The organism is Pedobacter jejuensis, assembly GCF_003725795.1.
GTDB lineage: Bacteria > Bacteroidota > Bacteroidia > Sphingobacteriales > Sphingobacteriaceae > Pedobacter > Pedobacter jejuensis.
Genome location: NZ_RBEE01000043.1, coordinates 116,457 through 135,643, shown reverse-complemented (window position 1 = coordinate 135,643; position 19,187 = coordinate 116,457). Strand labels below are relative to the sequence as shown.

Genomic DNA, 19,187 nt, shown 5'->3' with positions numbered 1-19,187 from the left:
GGTATGTGGTATAAAAATATCACTAATAAATTAGAATCGGAAATTATTATGAAAAATCATCAATTAAAAACACAAACAACTCCTTTGGTCCGTGTGCGCCAAGTACTAATGTTTTTTCAATATCGGCTGTTCTGCTTGGGCCTGTAATGTTACTAATCATTGATGGAATTTGATTTCCATATTTCTTTTTAAGCAGTTGGAAACCATCTTTTAAATCTAAAACCAGCTGACTTGTTCGGGCAATTACGATATGATGGTGTGGGAAAATGCTTAATCTTCTTCCTGCAGCACTTTCATTTGAAACCATTACGCTACCATTTCTGGCAATCAAAGCTTCGCAAAGGGTTATACCAACTTCGGCCTGCTCAAAATCTTTATCTGTTTGATAAAATGGAAATTCATATTTCGCTAGGAAATCTTGCAACTCTGGTTCCCAGCAATAAATTTTACGCCATTTAAATTTATCAGCAAGCTGAAGCATATTTTCAATGAAGTCTATTCCATCCTCACAAAATATAAAATTACCAGATATTGCCGTTAATTGTTCCGCAAAAAGCACTTCAAGTTCATCAGTATTAGTTTTATACAGTGGGCTTTCTTCTAAATTTGGATAAGGATTTTCACGCTTCTCTAACAGCGCCTTCCTTATTTTCTTTAGCATTTGTTCTTTTGCTGTCGTATTATCCCTCATGGTATAAAAAATAAAACCCCGAATTTTTTACATCCGAGGTTTCAAATATATTAATATCAATTTAATATTTACTCTTTTTCTGATGCAGGCTCGATGCCAGTAACATCTTTATTAACGTCTGTATTGCCTACTCCATCGTGAATTAAGCCTTCTGCTGCTGGAGTTTGGTCGCCTGTACCGTTAACAAACTCATCATAAGTGGTACGGGTATCAAATGGGCGTTTACCTAAAATTTCCTCTAAATCGGCCTGGAATAAAATCTCTTTCTCTAATAATTTTTGAGCAAGTTTTTCTAAACCTTCTTGTTTATCGATTAATAATTGTTTTGTTTTAATGTAAACATCACCAATCAATTTACGCACCTCAACATCAATTAGTTCTGATGTTTTTTCGGAATATGGTTTGTTAAAATTGTATTCGTTTTGAGGATCGTGGAATGAAACATTACCAACGGCTTCATTCATACCATAAATACTTACCATTGCATAAGCCAGTTTCGTGATGCGCTCTAAATCGTTTTGTGCACCAGTAGATATGCGACCAAAAGTTATATCTTCTGCAACACGACCACCCATTGTCATACACATACCGTCCGTTAATTGCTCCGTTGTATAAAGAAACTGCTCTTTAGGTAAATATTGCGCATAACCTAACGCAGCAACACCACGAGGAACGATAGATACTTTAACCAATGGATCGGCATGCTCTAAAAACCAGCCAGCGATTGCATGACCAGCCTCATGGTAAGCAACGATTCTTTTTTCTTCTGGTGATATAATTTTGTTTTTCTTTTCTAAACCACCAATTACACGGTCAATTGCATCTTGAAAATCCTGCATATCAACCGATTCTTTATTTCTACGAGCTGCTATAAGTGCTGCTTCGTTACAAACATTTGCAATTTCAGCACCAGCAAAACCAGGTGTTTGAGCCGATAATTTCTTAGCATCAACCTCTGCAGAAGTTTTAATCGGTTTTAAGTGTACGTTAAAAATATGCTCACGGCCAACTAAATCGGGTTTATCAATAGAAATCTGTCTGTCGAAACGACCCGGACGAAGCAATGCCGAATCTAAAACATCAGGACGGTTGGTTGCCGCTAAAATGATAATACCAGAATCTGTTCCGAAACCATCCATTTCAACTAGCAATTGGTTCAATGTGTTTTCACGCTCATCGTTACCGCCCATTACGCTGTTTTTACCACGAGCACGACCGATTGCATCAACCTCATCAATAAAGATGATACATGGTGCTTTATCTTTAGCTTGTTTAAACAAATCGCGTACACGTGAAGCACCAACGCCTACAAACATCTCTACAAAATCAGAACCTGACAAAGAGAAAAATGGAACCTGAGCTTCGCCGGCAACAGCTTTAGCCAATAAAGTTTTACCAGTACCTGGAGAACCCACTAGCAAAGCGCCTTTAGGTATTTTACCACCAAGGTTGGTATATTTTTTGGGGTTTTTAAGGAAATCGACAATTTCCATAACCTCCTGTTTAGCTTCTTCTAAACCAGCAACATCATTAAAAGTAATGTTAACCTGGCTTTCTTTATCAAATAAAGTAGCTTTTGATTTTCCAATACTAAAAATTTGTCCGCCACCTCCAGCTCCACCGCCCATTCTGCGCATCATGAATACCCAAAATGCAATTAAAAGCAATACCGGAACAATGATGGTTAAAAACCAGCTTGCTAAAGGGTTGTTTTTAGTTGTTGGTTGAGCTAAAATTCTTTTTTCACTTGGTATATCTTTCTGAGAATCTGCAAGCAATTTGTCAAGTGCATCTGGAGAACCTGCTATAAAATACACAGTTGGACCAGTTGCCGCACCTGTATTAAAACTACTTGTACTTTTATACGCTTTGTATTCAGGTTTGTTAAGACTATCCTTTTTTATAAAAACCTCTGCTTTAACAATATCATCAGCTTTGTAAGAAATGATTTTCTCTACATCGCCTTTTAAGAGCATTTGCGTTTCGAATGTTCTGTACGAAACTTCCTTGCCACCATCAGTAGTAAATAAAAATTGAGCTGCAATAATGGCTACTATAATAGCTGCGTAAACCCAAAAAATATTAAACTTAGAACCCTTTTGTGGCTTTTTTGGAATATTCGGTAATTTCTTCCCTAATTTCTTGTTGTCGTTTGTATTTTGATTATCGTTCATTGTCTTGTTCAAAAGGTGTGGTATGGTTATGCGCTCTGATAATTTGTGCTCTCAGCATCACCCCATAATTCTTCAATGCCATAAAAGTGGCGCTTCTCGGTTTTAAAAATGTGCACAACCACGTCGAAATAATCTAAAATAATCCAGTCTGCAGATTCAAAACCTTCTTTATGCCTTGGGTCTGCTTGAGTTGCTTTATATATTTCTTTTTCAACACTATCGGCTATGGCTTTTACCTGCGTTGCCGAATTAGCGCTAGCTATAATAAAATAATCCGCTACTGATGTGTGAATGTTTTTTAGATCCAACCGCACTATATCTTCTCCTTTTTTCTCTTGTATGCCATGTACGGCCAACTCAGAAAGGTATGTAGAAAGGGCTACTATTTTCTTTTTTACCATTAAAATGCTTTAATTTGGGAATTACAATAATATAAATTCAACACTTGCAAAATAACACATTTTCGACACTATTTGTTGGTCAAAATTTAATCAAATTAAAAGAAGTTGATTCTACTAATAACTATTTAAAGAATTTGGCTTCAAATTCCGAGCCATTACCCGAGGGAACTGTAATTATGGCAGATAACCAATTTGCGGGTAGAGGGCAGCAAGAAAGTGTTTGGCAAACGGAACCAGGAAAAAATATAAGTACAAGCATTTATCTTAAACCTTCGTTTTTGCCTATTTCAAAGCAGTTTTATCTCAATATGGCTGTTAGTTTAGCGGTAGCTGATGCACTGTCATTTTTCCTTCCTTCGCCTGTTGTTGTAAAGTGGCCAAATGATATATATTACAATAGAAAGAAACTTGGTGGCATACTTATCGAGAACGCACTGACAGGTTCCATTATCAAATCATCAGTTGTTGGTATAGGTTTAAACATAAACCAGCAGGCTTTTGGCAAAGATTTAAGCACAAAAGCAACTTCAATGTTTCTAGTTTTAAATGAGGAATTGGACTTAGAGCATGTAATGGAAAAAATTTTCGTTTATATGGAGAAATACTATTTAATTTTGAAATCGGAGCGATACGCTATTTTACACAACGATTACTTAAAGCGGTTGCTTTACTTTGACATAGCAGGTAGCTTTATACAAAATGGTCAGGTTTTTGAAGGCAAGATAAAAGGAGTTGAAGATAGCGGCCATTTAATTATGGAGGTTGATGGAAACATTAAGCATTTCAACTTTAAAGAAATAGAATACATACACACAAATTAAACACATAATGAAAAAAATAACCTTGGTATTATCGCTGGTATTGTTTACCCTAAACGGCGCATTTGCTCAAATTGAAAAACCCGTAACCTGGGCTTACGTAGCTAAAAAAACCAGCAAAACTGAAGCCACATTGTACATAAAAGCTTCGATTGATAATAAATGGCATATCTACTCTCAGAATTTAAAAAGTGGTGGACCGGTTAAAACTACTTTTACATTTTCTCCATCAAAAGATTTTACCCTTGTTGGTAAAACCACAGAGCCAAAAGCAATTGTTAAGTATGAAGATACTTTTAAAATGAACGTGAGTTACTTTGAAGATCAAGTAATTTTTCAACAAAAAATTAAATTAAATAAGGGTGTAACAGCCGTTAAGGGGAAAGTAGAGTTTATGGTTTGTAACGATAGGCAATGTCTTCCACCCGAGGAAGTTGAGTTCAGCATTCCAGTTAAGTAATTACAAATAAATGTATTAAACAGTCCTGGAATTCAGGACTGTTTCTGTTTTAAGTAAAATATGCATTGCGCTTGCATATAGATTAATCGTTTTGTGTAATTTCGCCAGCTTAATTACACACACATGAAAAAGGTTTTATTTTTGCTTATGCTAGCAGCAATATTTATTGCGATGCCGGCATCAGTAAGCTTTGCCAATACAATTCAGGATACCACAGCCGCGGTACCAGATGATATCCAATTTACAGAGGTAGGCTCTGCTCAGGATAGTGCTGCAAATAGTGTTGTTAAAGATTCTTCGAAAAAAGATTCGACTACAACATTGGCGAAGGCAGAAACCGCAAAACCAGAACAAGGTTCATCGCAAACATTACTGTCAATATTTGCAGCCGGCTTTATTGCTGGTTTAATCGCATTTCTACTTCCCTGTATATTTCCAATGGTGCCGTTAACGGTAAGCTATTTTACCAAACGAGCCGAAACTAAAGGTAAAGGCATTCAAGGCGCAATAATATATGGTGTTTCAATTATTGTAATTTATGTGTTTTTAGGCTTATTAATTACTTTAATATTTGGTGCCAGTGCTTTAAATGAGCTAGCCACAGATGGCTTTTTTAATGTGTTCATCTTTTTAATATTACTTGTATTTGGTATTTCTTTTTTAGGCGCATTCGAAATTACCTTGCCAAGTTCTTTTGTTAATAAAATGGATTCAAAGTCTGATTCAAAGGGTTTGACTGGAATCTTTTTTATGGCAGCAACTTTGGCTGTAGTATCATTTTCATGTACCGGTCCACTAATAGGTACTTTATTGGTTACTGTTGGTCAATCGGGTGGTTTCTTAGCACCAATTATGGGCATGTTTGGTTTCTCACTTGCCCTGGCTTTAATATTTGTGGTATTTGCAATATTCCCTAGCTGGATGACTTCTCTGCCAAAATCAGGCGGATGGTTAAACTCTGTTAAGGTTGTTTTGGGTTTGATAGAAATTGCGCTTGCATTAAAATTTCTATCAACTGCAGATTTGGCTTACCATTGGGGAATCTTAGATAGAGAGGTTTTCATCGCAATTTGGGTCGTTATTTCTTTCATTTTAGGATTTTATCTTTTAGGAAAAATAAAATTTTCTCATGATAGTGATTTACCTTATGTATCTATCCCTAGGTTATTTTTTGCCGGAGTTGCATTTGTTTTTGCATTCTATTTAATTCCAGGTTTATGGGGAGCACCTTTAAAGGCGGTAAGCGCTTTGGTTCCCCCACTGTCAACTCAAGATTTTGTACTTAACCAAAATGGAGGGACTGTAGCAACAGTCGAACCAAAACATCCTAAAAGAAAGTATGCCGATTTTCTAGAAATCCCACTAAAAATTGATGGCTTTTTTGATTACGAGGAAGCTTTGGCTTATGCTAAAGAAGTAAAAAAACCGCTTTTCTTAGATTTTACCGGACATGGTTGCGTGAATTGCAGAGAAATGGAAGCAAAAGTTTGGTCTGATCCACGTGTGTTAAAGAAATTGAAGGAAGATTACATCGTGGTATCACTTTATACTGACGATAAAACAAGCTTACCAGAAAATGAGCAATTTGATTCAAAAATTTTAGAGACAAGAGTAAATACCGTAGGCAAAAAATTTAAGCATTTACAAGCAGAAAGATTTAATACCATATCGCAACCGTATTACGTACTTTTGGGAACTGACGAAAAGGAATTGGTTTCTCCTCCAATTGGAGTAGAATTTAACATAGATAAATATTTGCAATATCTGGATAAAGGACTTTCGGCATTTGCTAAAAAACCAAACAAATGAATAAGATAAAGAAAATTGGCGTTTTAACCTCCGGAGGGGATTCTCCGGGCATGAACGCCGCAATAAGAGCTGTTGTTAGGGCTTCAATATATTATGATATTGAGGTAACAGGTTTTCTTCGTGGATACGAAGGTTTAATTAATGATGATTGTTTGCCAATGGACCGTAAATCGGTAGCAAACATTATCCAACGTGGTGGTACAATTTTAAAAACTGCCCGCAGCGAAGCTTTTAAAACCGTTGAAGGAAGAAAAAAAGCGTACAACAATTTAATAAACAGAAACATCGACGCTTTAGTGGTTATCGGTGGTGATGGAACTTTTACTGGTGCAAATGTTTTTGGTCAGGAATACGATTTCCCTATTGTAGGTATGCCCGGAACCATTGATAACGATTTGGCTGGAACGGATTTCACAATCGGTTACGATTCGGCAATTAATACCGTTATTGATGCGGTAGATAAAATAAGAGATACAGCAGAATCTCACGACAGGCTTTTTATTGTAGAAGTTATGGGTCGCGATTCTGGTTTAATCGCATTAAGAAGCGGAATTGGTGTTGGTGCCGAAGCCATTCTTATCCCCGAAGCAAATATGGGTGTAGAAGATGTTTTACACAAACTAGAGCATAGCCGGAGAGATAAATCATCTAAAATTATCATCGTGGCCGAGGGAGATGATGCAGGTGGCGCTTTCAAAGTTGGCGAAATTTTGCAATCAAAATACCCACATTACGATACTAAAGTTTCTGTTTTGGGGCACATTCAACGTGGCGGCAAACCAACTTGTATGGATAGAGTTTTGGCCAGTAGATTAGGTGTGTCTGCTGTAGAAGGCTTAATAAATGGTGAAAAAAATGTTATGGCAGGCCAGGTGAACAGAGAAATGATTTTTACGCCATTCGATCATGCTATAAAACACATTGATGCAGAAAAAGTAAGCACTACCTGGATAAAACTTATCGATATCCTTTCCTTTTAAAATACTATCGGATGAATAAGCAACACTTTATTCATCCGATAAAAATTATAACTTTTCTAAAATTACAGCTGTTCCGCTTGCGGTAACCATAAGCATACTGCCGCCAGTACCAACGGTTTCGTAATCTAAATCTACACCAACAATAGCATTTGCACCAAGAGCTGCAGCATACTGTTGCATTTCACTCACGGCGGTGTTTTTACCCTCTCTCAAAACCTGTTCGTAAGCGCCCGAACGTCCACCAACAATATCCCTTATGCCGGCAAATAAATCCTTAAAAATATTTGCGCCAATAATCGTTTCACCGGTAACAAGACCAATGTATTTTACAATTTTCGAACCTTCAACAGAAGGTGTTGTAGTAACTAACATAGCTATAAGTTTTTTTATTTAGAACGGATTTTTTGTTAAATGTTACAAATTTTTTAGAAAAGCAAGGTTCGGTTTTTCATCTGTTTCACTCTTCCTGCTATTCATTTCAAGCTTCGCAATAGAAAAAATTGCTTCGCTTTACATTGCTATCAGGTTTAATTAACCTAGGTTTTTGCTGCTATTTTCGCTTCGGCCCGGCACAGTTTAAAAATAAATTTATGCAATCATAATAAGTTTTGCATCAATTAAAAAAAGCCAAACCGTTATGAAACTATTTAAAACCTTAATCATCATCCCTTTAATTTTATTTGCATTTTTTGTTCAGGCACAAATGCCGGTGTTCAAAGTTCAGCAAGCAGAAACAGACCAACAAAAGGAAGCGGTTAAGCTTAAGAAATTAAGTATTGATGTTCAAATTACAGGAAACATAGCAACAACAGTTATGACTATGACCTTCTTCAACAACAGCAATAGGATTTTAGAAGGTGAATTAACTTTTCCGATGCCCGAAGGTGTAAGCATTAGCCGCTATGCACTAGATATAAATGGAAAAATGCGTGAAGCCGTTCCGGTAGAAAAGGCAAAAGCAACCGAAGTTTTCGAGAGCATTGAGCGGCGCCGAGTTGACCCAGGGCTACTGGAAAAAGTAGAAGGCAACAACTTTCGTACAAGGATTTATCCTTTGCCAGCAAATGGCAGCCGAACCATTATCGTGGGTTATGAAGAAGAATTAAATTTCAATAGCGGAAACGTTTTGCGCTATCATCTGCCTCTAGATTATAATCAACCCATTGAGAATTTCTCTTTAAAAACAACTGTTTTCGAAAGTGTTTTAAAACCGGAATTAGGAGAACAACCCGACGGCAGTTTCGATTTAAAAGCTAATGGAAATACTTATGTTGGTGAAATCAATAAAACCAATTATCAACCTAAAAATGGTTTAACGATTAATCTCCCTAAAAGAAATGATTTGCCTGAAGTGCAAATGTAAAAAGCATCAACCGGATATTATTTTTTGGTTAATGTTTTCCCGAAAACTCAAAGTCGACCGCGGCAATGGGCAAATGAAATCGGCTTAATTTGGGATTGCTCTTTAAGCGGTTTGCAGCGAGATACGAAAAAGGAGTTGGAGCTTTTGGATTTAATAATCAAACAGAAACAAAACTTAACCATTCAATTAGGTTTGTTAAATAATGGATTTAAAAACGCCGGAAAATATACAATTTCCAATGGAAACTGGCAGGTTTTAAAGGCAAAACTAGAAAGTGTTATATACGATGGCGGTACAAATTTTAGTGCAATAAACGGTCGAGACTTTCCTGCTGATGAATATCTTTTCTTCAGTGATGGCTTATCAACCTTTGGAAAAAATACAGTCGCATTAAATAAGCCTGTTCATTGCATAAATACATCCCTTAAAGCAGATTATAGCACCTTGAAATACATTAGCCTAAAAACAGGTGGTCAGTTTGTAAACCTGAATGCGATTTCTACTGATGATGCTTTTAAGCAATTAAGTCAGCAAAATCTTCAGTTTTTAGGCATTAAAAACGGAACTGATATTCGGCAAACTTATCCCTCGATGCATGTAAATGTAAACGGACATTTATCTGTAGCCGGAATTATGAATGGTTTAAATACGGAGTTCGTTCTTCAATTTGGTTATGGTAATACGGTAGATGCAGAGCAAGCCATTCGCCTTAATGCAACCGAACATGCTTTAAGTAGTATCGATGTGAGCAGGGTTTGGGCACAAAAGAAAATAGCCGAAATGGACATCCAATATGAGGCGAATAAAGATGATATAAGTGTTTTGAGTAAACAGTTTGGTATCGTAACAAGAAATACAAGCCTGATTGTTTTAGAAAACCTAGATGATTATTTACGTTACGATATTACACCACCTGCAGAATTACGCCCTGCGTACGATGCGGTTTTAAAGCAGCGCAGAACCGGTATTTTAGAGCGTAAAACCGACTTAATAAATGCTGCGGTTGCAATGAGCAAAGATTTAAAAACCTGGTGGAACACCGATTTTTATTACAAAGAACCTACAAAGAAAAAAGAGCAATACCCAACGCCGGAAAATGTGGTTGTTGCGCTTCCAGATAGAACAGCCCAAGGTAACTCATCAATAACACGCTCTACACCACAGGCAAGTCCGGCAACTCCGCCAAGAATCCAAGCAGACAAAGCGGCTGAACCACCGTTAGTTGAAAGGCTTGGAGAAGCGGAAGATAAAAATGCATTAAAAGAAGTTGTTGTCATGGCTTCATCCGCTCAAGCAAAAAGGATGGTAACAGGTTCTGTAGCAAGAATTAGTTCAGAAAGCATGGTTTCAAACGCGAACAGGGATTTTACAAACGCATTGGCAGGAAAAGTAGCAGGCGTTAGCATTCAACACAGCAATCGGGCTGTTCCGGAAAAGCAACCAGAAATTATAATACCTGAGTTTAAAAGCGATAAAGATTATATGAAAAGTTTGGTTGGAAAACCCGATAGTGCTTATCTGGCATATCTAAAAATGAGACCAAATTACATTACCACACCAATGTTTTATTTTGATGTTGCCAATTGGTTTTACTTAAAGAATGATAGTGCAAGGGCACTGACTATCTTAAGCAATATTGCCGATTTAGATTTGGAAAATGCCGATTTATATAAAACCCTTGCATATAAATTAAAACAGACCGGCAATTATGCAGAAGAAATTTTTGTAACCCAAAAGGTTTTGCAATGGCGCCCGATGGATGCACAGAGTTACCGCGATTATGCGCTGGCTTTGGCTGATGCCGGTCAATATCAGAAAGCTTTAGGTAATTTGTATAAAGTTTTAACGCAAAGTTATAATGCCCAAACCTCTAGTAGAGATGAAGGAATTGAAGAAATTATCATCTCCGAAATTAACAATCTGATTAGTAAACATGCAAGTAAGCTAAATTTAAAAGGAATTGATAAGCGATTAATTCAGCCTTTACCTGTGGATATTAGAGTAGTGTTAAATTGGAATAAAAATGATACCGATATTGATTTGTGGTTAACAGACCCAACTGGCGAAAAAGGTTATTACGGAAATAACGGAACCAAAATTGGTGGTCGGATTAGTAATGATTTTACATCTGGTTACGGTCCCGAACAGTTTATGATTAAGAAAGCGGTGAAGGGCAAATACAAAATCGAAGTAAATTATTTTGGCGACAGGCAAATCAACATCAGCGGTCCAACAACTGTAACTGCAGAAATTTACACTTATTATGCAACAGGCAAGCAACAGAGAAAAGTAATTGTGCTACCAATGGCGGCAGGAAATAGTGATGGAAACCTGGTTGGAGAATTTAGCTTCTAATTGAAGTACATTAACAGTTACCATATAAGGAATGTAAAAACACTTAAAGTAATCCGCAAACTTAAATGTTCTTACATTTCTTATATTATTTAAAAAGCAACCCTAAATTTTTGTAAAATAATTAAAGCAATAAACCCGCAACCTCTTCCCAGGTATTTACACGTTCGTATTCGGTAATCAATAAATTGTGTGGCGAGGTGTAAAGTAAGGTTCTGCCTTTAAAATTAACAAAGTTTTTGCTGCGGTCGTCTATGATGATATCTGCATCAACAATTTTTTTACCACAAAACATAATGTGCTGCCAATCTATAAAGGGAAAATGCTCGGCAAGCCAATCATATTTATCAATTAACGAATTGCGAAATTCCATTGCCGCAGAAACAATGTAAACATCGTATTTTTCTTGTAAGGCTTTAATTACTTTTTGGCTATCGGGGATAACCTCCAAATCGCGGAAAAAGCCAGGTTCATTAATATAATCAAACCATTTTTGATTTATATTTTCGGGAACGTGCTGGTAAATTTCGTTACCGGCATCAATTTTTAAATCCAGCGGAATGTTGTAATCCCGGTTATAAAGCTTAATAAATTTTGCGAGGGCATCGGCAATTACCTCGTCCATATCAATTGCAATTCTTTCCATTTTGTATCAGCAAATATTTGGCTTCAAATATCCTTAAAACAAAGAAATTAAACTATGTTTTTAATTTACAGTATTTTAGTTATCTTTGCAGCCCGCAACACGAAGTTCCGGGAAATATGTTGAATACATAAATACAAAACAAAATGGCAACTAAAATCAGATTGCAAAGATTTGGTAAAAAAGGGAAACCTTTTTTCCATGTAGTGGTAGCAGATTCTCGCTCTCCACGTGATGGTAAATTTATTGAGCGTTTAGGTTCTTACAACCCAAACACCAATCCGGCAACCATCGAAATTAACTTCGAAAAAACTTTAGCTTGGGTTAACCAAGGTGCTGAGCCGACTGATACAGCTCGTGCTATCCTATCTTACAAAGGTGTTTTATACAAAAAACACTTAGAAGGTGGTGTTAAAAAAGGCGCTTTAACTCAAGAACAAGCTGATGAGAAATTCACTGCTTGGTTAGATGCAAAAGCTGGTAAAATTTCTGGTAAAACAGAAGGTTTAGCAAGCTCAAAAGCTGATGTGCGTAAAGCAGCATTAGCAGCAGAAGCTAAGAAAAAAGAAGATAGAGCAGCAGCTATCGCAGCTAAAAATGCACCAGTTGCAGAAGAAGTTGTTGAAGAGGAAGTTACAGAAGAAGCACCAGCTGTTGAAGCTGAAGCAACTACTGAAGCTCCGGCTGACGAAACTAAAGCAGGAGATAAAGCAGAGTAATCTACTTTATTTTCATGCTAAAATAGCGTTCCGACAATTCGGAACGCTATTTTTATTTAGAGATATTTATTATTTACAATCCGTCATGCTGAACTTGTTTCAGTATCTTTCTTGCAACCAAGACCCTGAACTGAATTTAGGGTGACGACATGCTATAAAGCCCTTTTAGGGATTTGGGGTTTATGAAACACGAAGAAGCATTTTATATTGGTTATGTAACCAAAACCAAAGGTTTAAAAGGCGAAGCACAGGTTTTTTTCGAATTTGATGATTATGAGCAACTAGACATGGATGTTGTTTTTGCTGACATGAATGGAAAATTGGTTCCGTATTTTGTGGCTAGCCATAAACTCTATCCAAACAAAACCGGCTTGTTTTATTTTGATGATGTTGATCATATTGATAAAGTACAACCTTTGGTAAAAAAGAAACTTTATTTGCCAATTGATAAAATGCCAGAGCGCAATGCTGATGAGTTTTTCTATACAGATTTAAAAGGCTTTATGGCTATTGATGAAACACTGGGCGAACTGGGAGAAATTTTGGAAGTTAATGAGTACCCACAACAGTTTGTAGCCACAGTAAGATATCAGGAAACAGAGATTTTATTTCCATTGAACGAAGATTTTATAGTAGAGATTGATGACGATGGAAAAATTTTAACGCTTGATTTACCCGAAGGTTTACTTGATGTTTATTTAGAGAAGTAATTTTTAAATCTATACCATGCGTTTCGATATTATAACAGTTTTACCCGCATTGCTTGAAAGTCCTTTCGCCCATTCTATTTTACAGCGGGCACAAAAGAAAGGCATTGCAGAGATAGTTGTGCATAATTTACGTGATTATGCAACCAACAAACAAAAAAGTGTAGACGACTATCAATATGGCGGCGGCAGTGGAATGGTGATGAGTATTGAACCTTTTGCGGCTTGTATCGAAAAACTTAAAGCCGAACGCGAATACGACGAAATAATTTTTATGAGTCCGGATGGAGTTACGCTAAATCAAAGCACAGCAAACGAATTATCAATAAAGAAAAACATTATCATTTTGTGTGGGCACTATAAAGGTATAGACCAGCGCATACGCGACATTTTTGTAACCAGAGAGATTTCTGTTGGCGATTATGTTTTAAGTGGCGGAGAATTGCCCGCCGCGATTGTGGTTGATGCTGTTGTGCGTTTAATACCAGGCGTTTTAAATGATGAAACATCTGCACTATCAGATAGCTTTCAGGGTGAACTTTTAGATGCACCTGTTTATACTCGCCCTGCTGATTGGCGTGGACATAAAGTGCCTGATGTTTTATTAAGCGGCCATGAAGCTAAAGTAAATGAGTGGAGGCATGAGCAGGCTTTAGAGCGCACTCAAAAACGCCGTCCTGATCTTTTGGAATAGAAGCATTTAATACATTCCATTGTGGAATTCTAAAAGAATGTGGAAAAAATTAAATTAGACTTTTTTATATCAAAATATTTCCCTAATATTGCAATCCGATTTTCAAGGTAAAGAAAGTTGGTTTAATAGCTTAAAATCATGGATTTAGTAAAATTTGTTGAAGAGCAGGCCATCGCGAAAAAAGATTTTCCTGCGTTCAAGTCTGGCGATACAGTGAGCGTACACTATAAAATTCGCGAAGGTAATAAAGAACGTGTTCAAATTTACCAGGGTGTTGTTATACAACGTAACAGTGCAGGTGCAAACGAAACTTTCACCGTTCGTAAAATGAGCAACGGTATTGGTGTAGAGCGTATCTTCCCTGTAAATTCTCCAAACATCGAGAAAGTGGAAGTGAATAGCTATGGTAAAGTTCGTAGAGCGAAATTGTTCTATTTACGTGCTTTAACCGGTAAAGCTGCCCGTATTAAATCTTTAAGAAAATAATTATTCTTTATTACTAGATATAAACCTTCACGATTTACGAATCGTGAAGGTTTTTTTGTTTCCTATATTTTTTGTTAATTAACAAATCGATTGGTTAATATGTTAGATTCTGCATTTTTTGAACAGGTTTTTTGGGGCAATACGGTTAAGGCTTATTGCTTATTTGGCGGTATTCTTTTAATAGGCTTAATTTTTAAAAGGTTAGTTTCGAAATTATTAAGCAAACTTTTATTTAAGCTATTTCAAAGATTTTCTCAGCAAGCTCATGATGACACATTTGTTAGCCTATTGCTAAAACCTATAGAGGTTTTTATGCTTTTTTCTACTTTATATCTCGCTATAAATCAGCTTAAACATCCATTAGAAGTTACCGTTTTTAGGTATAGTAAATTGGTTGGCAAGGTTAAAGAAGCTATTCCGGTTACTCTCGGCGATTGTATCGACAGGCTTTTCCTTTTCTTAATCATTCTATCTGTTTTCTGGATAATCCTGCGCATTATTGATTTTATATCTCACGTTCTATTATTCAAAGCTTCATTAACAGAAAGTAAATCAGACGACCAATTGGTGCCGTTTTTAAAAGAACTTTTTAAAACGGTTGTTGTTTTTATCGGTTTTTTTACGCTTCTAGGTGCAGTATTCGAGGTTAATGTTTTAACACTAATTACAGGCTTGGGTATTGGCGGTATAGCCATTGCATTGGCTGCAAAAGAAAGCCTAGAAAATTTAATAGGTTCATTTACCATCTTCTTAGATAAACCTTTTGTAGTAGGCGATTTGGTTAAAGTTGATGGTGTTGAAGGAACCGTAGAAAAGGTAGGTTTTAGAAGTACTTTAATCCGTACTACCGAAAAAACAATGGCAACTATTCCAAATAAAGGAATGATAGATGGTGTTTTGGAAAACATGAGTTTAAGAAATTTTAGAAGGGTAAAATTTTCTTTTGGAATCACTTACGAAACTAATGCAGAAACCATCAAAAAGATTGTGGATGAAATTCGAATGTACATTTATCAGCATCAAGACACAAGTGATGATGGTAATGCTTATTTTGAAGGATTTGGAGACTCGTCATTGAATATTGAGGTAATTTATTTTGTTTCATTAACAGCTTACAACGATTTTCTATCGATAAAGCAGGAAATTAACTTCAAAATTATGGAGATAGTGATGAGAAACAAATCTGATTTTGCCTATCCAACGCAACGTTTGATTAACGATAGATCAAATGAAAAAGCTGTAGGAAATGATGCGACAGATTAAATTGTAAGAAGAACTTTTAAAATCGAATATTTAAGAATAGCATCCCAAGATAAATGCTTTCTATCAATTAATAGAACCTGATTGTTGAATTGTAAATCCTAACTGAGTTCAGCTAAAGTGGTTATACCGCCTTTTACAACATCGTTTAAGGCAACATTAACTTTGGTTCCAACTGGAAGAAAAACATCAACCCTTGAGCCGAATTTAATGAAACCAAATTGTTCTGCTTGCTCCACTACATCACCTTCTTTTACATACCACACAATCCTACGAGCCAATGCACCAGCAATTTGACGAAACAATACAGGCGTACCACTTTTATGTTCTACAACTGTTGTAGTACGTTCGTTTTCTGTTGATGATTTTGGATTCCATGCAGCTAAATATTTACCTGGATGATATTTGAAAAACTTCACAACACCAGAAATCGGATTTCTATTGATATGTACATTTACCGGCGACATAAAAATCGAAACCTGCAAACGTTTATCTTTAAAATATTCTCCTTCTTCTGTTTCTTCGATAACAACTACTTTTCCATCTGCAGGGCAAATCACTAAATTATCTCCCGTAGCAAAACTCCGTTTAGGGTTACGGAAAAACTGTAAAACTATAATAAAGAATATAGCAGAAAAGATATAGATAAACCAACGTAACCAGGTTACATCGTAATATTTATAATCTACAAAAGCATTTATGATGAAGATAAATAATATGCTTAAAGCTATAGTGGTGTAGCCTTCTTTATGTATAGTCATTGTGAAAAAATTATTGGGCAAAGGTGCGAAAAATAAATTAATCCGATTGAAAAATTATACTCCAGTTGCTCTGTAAATATCAGTTAAGTTTCTTCCGAGTCCGTTATAATCTAGTCCGTAGCCAACCACAAACTCGTTGGGTATTTCAAAGCCAACGTATTCTAAAGCATCTATATTATATTTTAAAGCAGCAGGTTTTAGCAAAAGCGAACTTACTTTTACCGAAGCCGGATTCTTTTCATTAATCATTTTTAAGATATGCGTTAAAGTTAAACCTGTATCTACAATATCTTCCACGATTATGATATCTCTGCCTTCAATATCATCTGGCAAGCCAATTAATTCTTTAATTTCTCCTGTACTGGTGGTGCCTTGGTAAGAAGCAACACGAATAAAAGCAACTTCACAAGGAATGTTAATTTCTTTAACTAAATCGGCCAGAAACAAAAAACTGCCATTTAAAACACCAATAAAAAGCGGGCATTTCCCTTCATAATCTACATTAATTTGTATGCCCATTAATCGAATTCGTTTGCTAAGCGTATCGTTTTCTAAAAAGATTTCGAATTCTTTATCTTCTACCTTTATTTTGTGCATTGTTTGCTGTTAAATTATATATGACTATGATTTAATTTTAAAGTTTCAAGTTGACAAATAAACTTTATAATCCGTTTTTAAGTTCACTTTCTTTTCTTCTTTGCTCCCGTCGCTCCTGCCTTAATTGTTTTTTAGATTTTACAGTGTCAGTAGGTTTTACATTAATTCTTGTTGCAGTATCCTTTTTACCACCACCAAAAATACGGTCGAACAAATTCTTATTTTTATCCTGCATTTCTACAGGTGCATTGCCCATGCCATCTTCATCATCATCAAATGCATTTGTATCAATTACTGCAGTGTCAGGCGCTAAATATCTGCGTAAACCCTCTCTCAGGCGTACATTATAAAAGCCATAACCTGATGTATCAGAAGGCGTTAATCCTCTCCTGGCCATAATGTTACCCATGAACCTAAAGTAATTGAACATATATGGTTTTAAGCCTCCATCTGCCATAAATTTATACATGGATGCTTTAGGCTTAGGCACAATGCTGGCCAGAAATAATCCATCACCGATGGTTAAATCTGCAGGTTGCTTACCAAAATAATATCTCGATGCCTCACCAATACCATAAATATTCTGACCCAATTCCATAATATTAAAGTAAACCTCAAGCATTCGCTGCTTGCTTACCAAATGGTTATGTTCTATCAACCAAACAATTAAAATTTCTTCGGCTTTACGGGCTAATGTTTTCTGGCGACTTAAATAAACATTCTTAACCAATTGCATGCTTATTGTACTGCCGCCACGCTTAAATTTTTTCTCTTTAAAATTTACCGCTATAGATTTTCGGATAGATTCTTCTACAAAACCGTTGTGCGTAAAAAATGAAGGATCTTCTGCAGTTAAAACCGCATTTATAAAGTTTTTTGAAATGGACGATAAAGGTGTAAAATTTGGGTTTGATGGACCGATTGTAATGTCTCGCATCGGTTTGCCATATTCGTACGGCGTATAAACGAACGGGCTGTTAATTTTTTGCAAGTTCGTTTTACCCCATTGCAAAATTTTAAAATCGACAGGTGTTAGTGTCGAACTAAATTTTACACTATCCGGAATGGCCGTATCTAGGTAAAAGTTAAGGTTATATTTTATTTTTCCCTGAACTTTTAAGCCATCTAAAGATTCGAATAAACCTTGTGGAAAAGCCTGAAAAATAGATTGAGCGTCTTGTTCTTCTGCGTTTAACTTCAGTTCGTAAATCTTATTCTTTCCTAAAGTGTATTTGATGTAAGGGTGAATGGACGCGTTTTTTAAATATGCCGTGGAACTACTATCAAGTGCAATATAATTTGGTCCAACCAATACATCTGCATCCAATTTTGCGCTCTGGATAATAATGTCGTTACCAGCAATTCGGGGTTGATTTATCAGCATATTTTTAACCGACCACGACCCTGATATTTTGTAATCATCGCCACTATACTTAGCGTTTTTTAGCTCGGTTTGTAGCGTGTCAAAACTTAATTTTGCATGTAGTTTATTATTTAAATATGGTAATTCTAGCTTTTTTCCATCAGCATAAGCCATAACACTTAATTCTTTGCTTCCTGGGTCAACCTCACCATCGAAGTGCCATATCGATTCGCCGTTGTTAACATTAATGGTTGATTTTAAATCGCCTCCATCTATTGAAGCTACTGTAGCAAAACTTAGTTTAGCTGTGTCATTATCATTAAGTTTAAAAACCATGTTTTTAATATCCATATCATCAGGTATTTTATACAAAACCTCATTTAGAATATTACTGGCGATATCAGCTAAGTTTACTTTACTTTTTGTTGCAGTGCTATCTTTCTTCTTTCTTTTTAAAATAAAATCGATGTTTGTAATGGTATCCTTCAGTACAACATTTACAAAACCATCATTAATTTTTAATTCACCTAGCTTAACGTTACCAAAAATTAGCGGCCAAAGTTTTACACCCACACTTAGTTCGGATATGTTAGAAAGTGTATCTCTATCTTTTGGAACAACTGAAATGGCGGTCATTTTTACAGTACTTAAACCAGTAAAACCTGCCGAACCAATTTTAACAGCAAGACCATAATCTTTATCTGCTTTGCTGATGGCTTTGGCAACCATTTTTTTCAAAAGCGCTTCTCTTTTACTGTAAGCAACCGCACCAAGAGCTATACAAACAATGAAAAAAACACCCAATACCCAGGCTCCAATTTTTAAATATTTTTTAGGGATGTTAATTTTTGGTATTCGCATACAGTCGTTAAAATGGTTAATTGCTTAAACGTAACAATTAAATGTTTA

General features: G+C 36.0%; 19 protein-coding genes. 11 read left to right on the top strand and 8 right to left on the bottom strand.

Features of this window, described 5'->3' with window-relative positions:
- Nucleotides 1-46 precede the first annotated feature (46 nt).
- The 3 genes from D7004_RS17190 to rsfS all read right to left on the bottom strand — a co-directional run bounded on the left by D7004_RS17190 (nt 47) and on the right by rsfS (nt 3,266).
- Nucleotides 47-691 (bottom strand): LutC/YkgG family protein, encoded by a 645-nt coding sequence (locus D7004_RS17190; RefSeq protein ID WP_123207056.1) that lies wholly within the window; start codon nt 689-691, stop codon nt 47-49.
- A gap of 68 nt (nt 692-759) precedes the next feature.
- The gene (gene ftsH / locus D7004_RS17185; RefSeq protein ID WP_123207055.1) at nt 760-2,865 is read right to left on the bottom strand and encodes an ATP-dependent zinc metalloprotease FtsH; all 2,106 of its coding nucleotides are present in this window, start codon (nt 2,863-2,865) and stop codon (nt 760-762) included.
- Between the two features lie 26 nt (nt 2,866-2,891).
- Nucleotides 2,892-3,266 carry a ribosome silencing factor gene (rsfS, locus tag D7004_RS17180; protein WP_123207054.1) on the bottom strand — a complete coding sequence of 125 codons (375 nt, stop codon included), beginning with the start codon at nt 3,264-3,266 and terminating at the stop codon, nt 2,892-2,894.
- A gap of 44 nt (nt 3,267-3,310) precedes the next feature.
- On the opposite strand from rsfS, the gene D7004_RS17175 reads away from it, so the two are divergent.
- From D7004_RS17175 to pfkA, 4 genes are all read left to right on the top strand, one after another.
- Nucleotides 3,311-4,087 (top strand): biotin--[acetyl-CoA-carboxylase] ligase, encoded by a 777-nt coding sequence (locus D7004_RS17175; RefSeq protein ID WP_123207053.1) that lies wholly within the window; start codon nt 3,311-3,313, stop codon nt 4,085-4,087.
- 7 nt (nt 4,088-4,094) lie between these two features.
- On the top strand, nt 4,095-4,544 hold the full coding sequence (locus D7004_RS17170) for a protein-disulfide reductase DsbD domain-containing protein (protein WP_123207052.1): 450 nt from the start codon (nt 4,095-4,097) through the stop codon (nt 4,542-4,544).
- A 123-nt stretch (nt 4,545-4,667) separates the two neighbouring features.
- Complete coding sequence (locus D7004_RS17165) at nt 4,668-6,353, top strand: protein-disulfide reductase DsbD family protein (RefSeq protein WP_123207051.1); 1,686 nt, start codon at nt 4,668-4,670, stop codon at nt 6,351-6,353.
- Nucleotides 6,350-7,333, top strand: coding sequence for a 6-phosphofructokinase (gene pfkA / locus D7004_RS17160; protein WP_123207050.1), 984 nt, complete (start codon nt 6,350-6,352; stop codon nt 7,331-7,333). Before D7004_RS17165 ends, pfkA begins: the two co-directional genes overlap by 4 nt.
- 45 nt (nt 7,334-7,378) lie before the next feature.
- On the opposite strand, the gene D7004_RS17155 is transcribed toward pfkA, so the two are convergent.
- Nucleotides 7,379-7,705 (bottom strand): heavy metal-binding domain-containing protein, encoded by a 327-nt coding sequence (locus D7004_RS17155; protein WP_123207049.1) that lies wholly within the window; start codon nt 7,703-7,705, stop codon nt 7,379-7,381.
- Nucleotides 7,706-7,970: 265 nt separating this feature from the next.
- Between D7004_RS17155 and D7004_RS17150 the strand changes: the two genes are divergently transcribed.
- Complete coding sequence (locus D7004_RS17150) at nt 7,971-8,696, top strand: VIT domain-containing protein (RefSeq protein ID WP_123207048.1); 726 nt, start codon at nt 7,971-7,973, stop codon at nt 8,694-8,696.
- Nucleotides 8,697-8,720: 24 nt separating this feature from the next.
- Nucleotides 8,721-11,051, top strand: a complete 2,331-nt coding sequence (locus D7004_RS17145; protein WP_123207047.1) for a DUF2135 domain-containing protein — start codon at nt 8,721-8,723, stop codon at nt 11,049-11,051.
- A gap of 121 nt (nt 11,052-11,172) precedes the next feature.
- Here the strand turns inward: D7004_RS17145 and D7004_RS17140 are convergent, their stop codons facing one another.
- The gene (locus tag D7004_RS17140; RefSeq protein ID WP_167459530.1) at nt 11,173-11,694 is read right to left on the bottom strand and encodes a 5' nucleotidase, NT5C type; all 522 of its coding nucleotides are present in this window, start codon (nt 11,692-11,694) and stop codon (nt 11,173-11,175) included.
- 143 nt (nt 11,695-11,837) lie between these two features.
- On the opposite strand from D7004_RS17140, the gene D7004_RS17135 reads away from it, so the two are divergent.
- The 5 genes from D7004_RS17135 (at nt 11,838) to D7004_RS17115 (ending at nt 15,560) form a co-directional block, all read left to right on the top strand.
- A complete protein-coding gene (locus D7004_RS17135; RefSeq protein WP_123207046.1) occupies nt 11,838-12,410 on the top strand; it encodes a 30S ribosomal protein S16 in 573 nt (190 codons plus the stop codon).
- Between the two features lie 182 nt (nt 12,411-12,592).
- Nucleotides 12,593-13,120: a ribosome maturation factor RimM gene (gene rimM, locus D7004_RS17130; protein ID WP_123207045.1), complete on the top strand. Its 528-nt coding sequence runs from the start codon at nt 12,593-12,595 to the stop codon at nt 13,118-13,120.
- Between the two features lie 16 nt (nt 13,121-13,136).
- Nucleotides 13,137-13,811 (top strand): tRNA (guanosine(37)-N1)-methyltransferase TrmD, encoded by a 675-nt coding sequence (gene trmD / locus D7004_RS17125; RefSeq protein ID WP_123207044.1) that lies wholly within the window; start codon nt 13,137-13,139, stop codon nt 13,809-13,811.
- A 138-nt stretch (nt 13,812-13,949) separates the two neighbouring features.
- Nucleotides 13,950-14,297 carry a 50S ribosomal protein L19 gene (rplS, locus tag D7004_RS17120; RefSeq protein ID WP_123207043.1) on the top strand — a complete coding sequence of 116 codons (348 nt, stop codon included), beginning with the start codon at nt 13,950-13,952 and terminating at the stop codon, nt 14,295-14,297.
- Nucleotides 14,298-14,396: 99 nt separating this feature from the next.
- Nucleotides 14,397-15,560, top strand: a complete 1,164-nt coding sequence (locus D7004_RS17115; protein WP_123207042.1) for a mechanosensitive ion channel family protein — start codon at nt 14,397-14,399, stop codon at nt 15,558-15,560.
- A gap of 98 nt (nt 15,561-15,658) precedes the next feature.
- On the opposite strand, the gene D7004_RS17110 is transcribed toward D7004_RS17115, so the two are convergent.
- From D7004_RS17110 to D7004_RS17100, 3 genes are all read right to left on the bottom strand, one after another.
- Nucleotides 15,659-16,318 (bottom strand): phosphatidylserine decarboxylase family protein, encoded by a 660-nt coding sequence (locus D7004_RS17110; protein WP_123207041.1) that lies wholly within the window; start codon nt 16,316-16,318, stop codon nt 15,659-15,661.
- Between the two features lie 54 nt (nt 16,319-16,372).
- Complete coding sequence (gene hpt, locus D7004_RS17105; RefSeq protein ID WP_123207040.1) at nt 16,373-16,915, bottom strand: hypoxanthine phosphoribosyltransferase; 543 nt, start codon at nt 16,913-16,915, stop codon at nt 16,373-16,375.
- A 64-nt stretch (nt 16,916-16,979) separates the two neighbouring features.
- Nucleotides 16,980-19,139, bottom strand: a complete 2,160-nt coding sequence (locus tag D7004_RS17100; RefSeq protein WP_123207039.1) for a transglycosylase domain-containing protein — start codon at nt 19,137-19,139, stop codon at nt 16,980-16,982.
- Nucleotides 19,140-19,187: the final 48 nt, after the last annotated feature.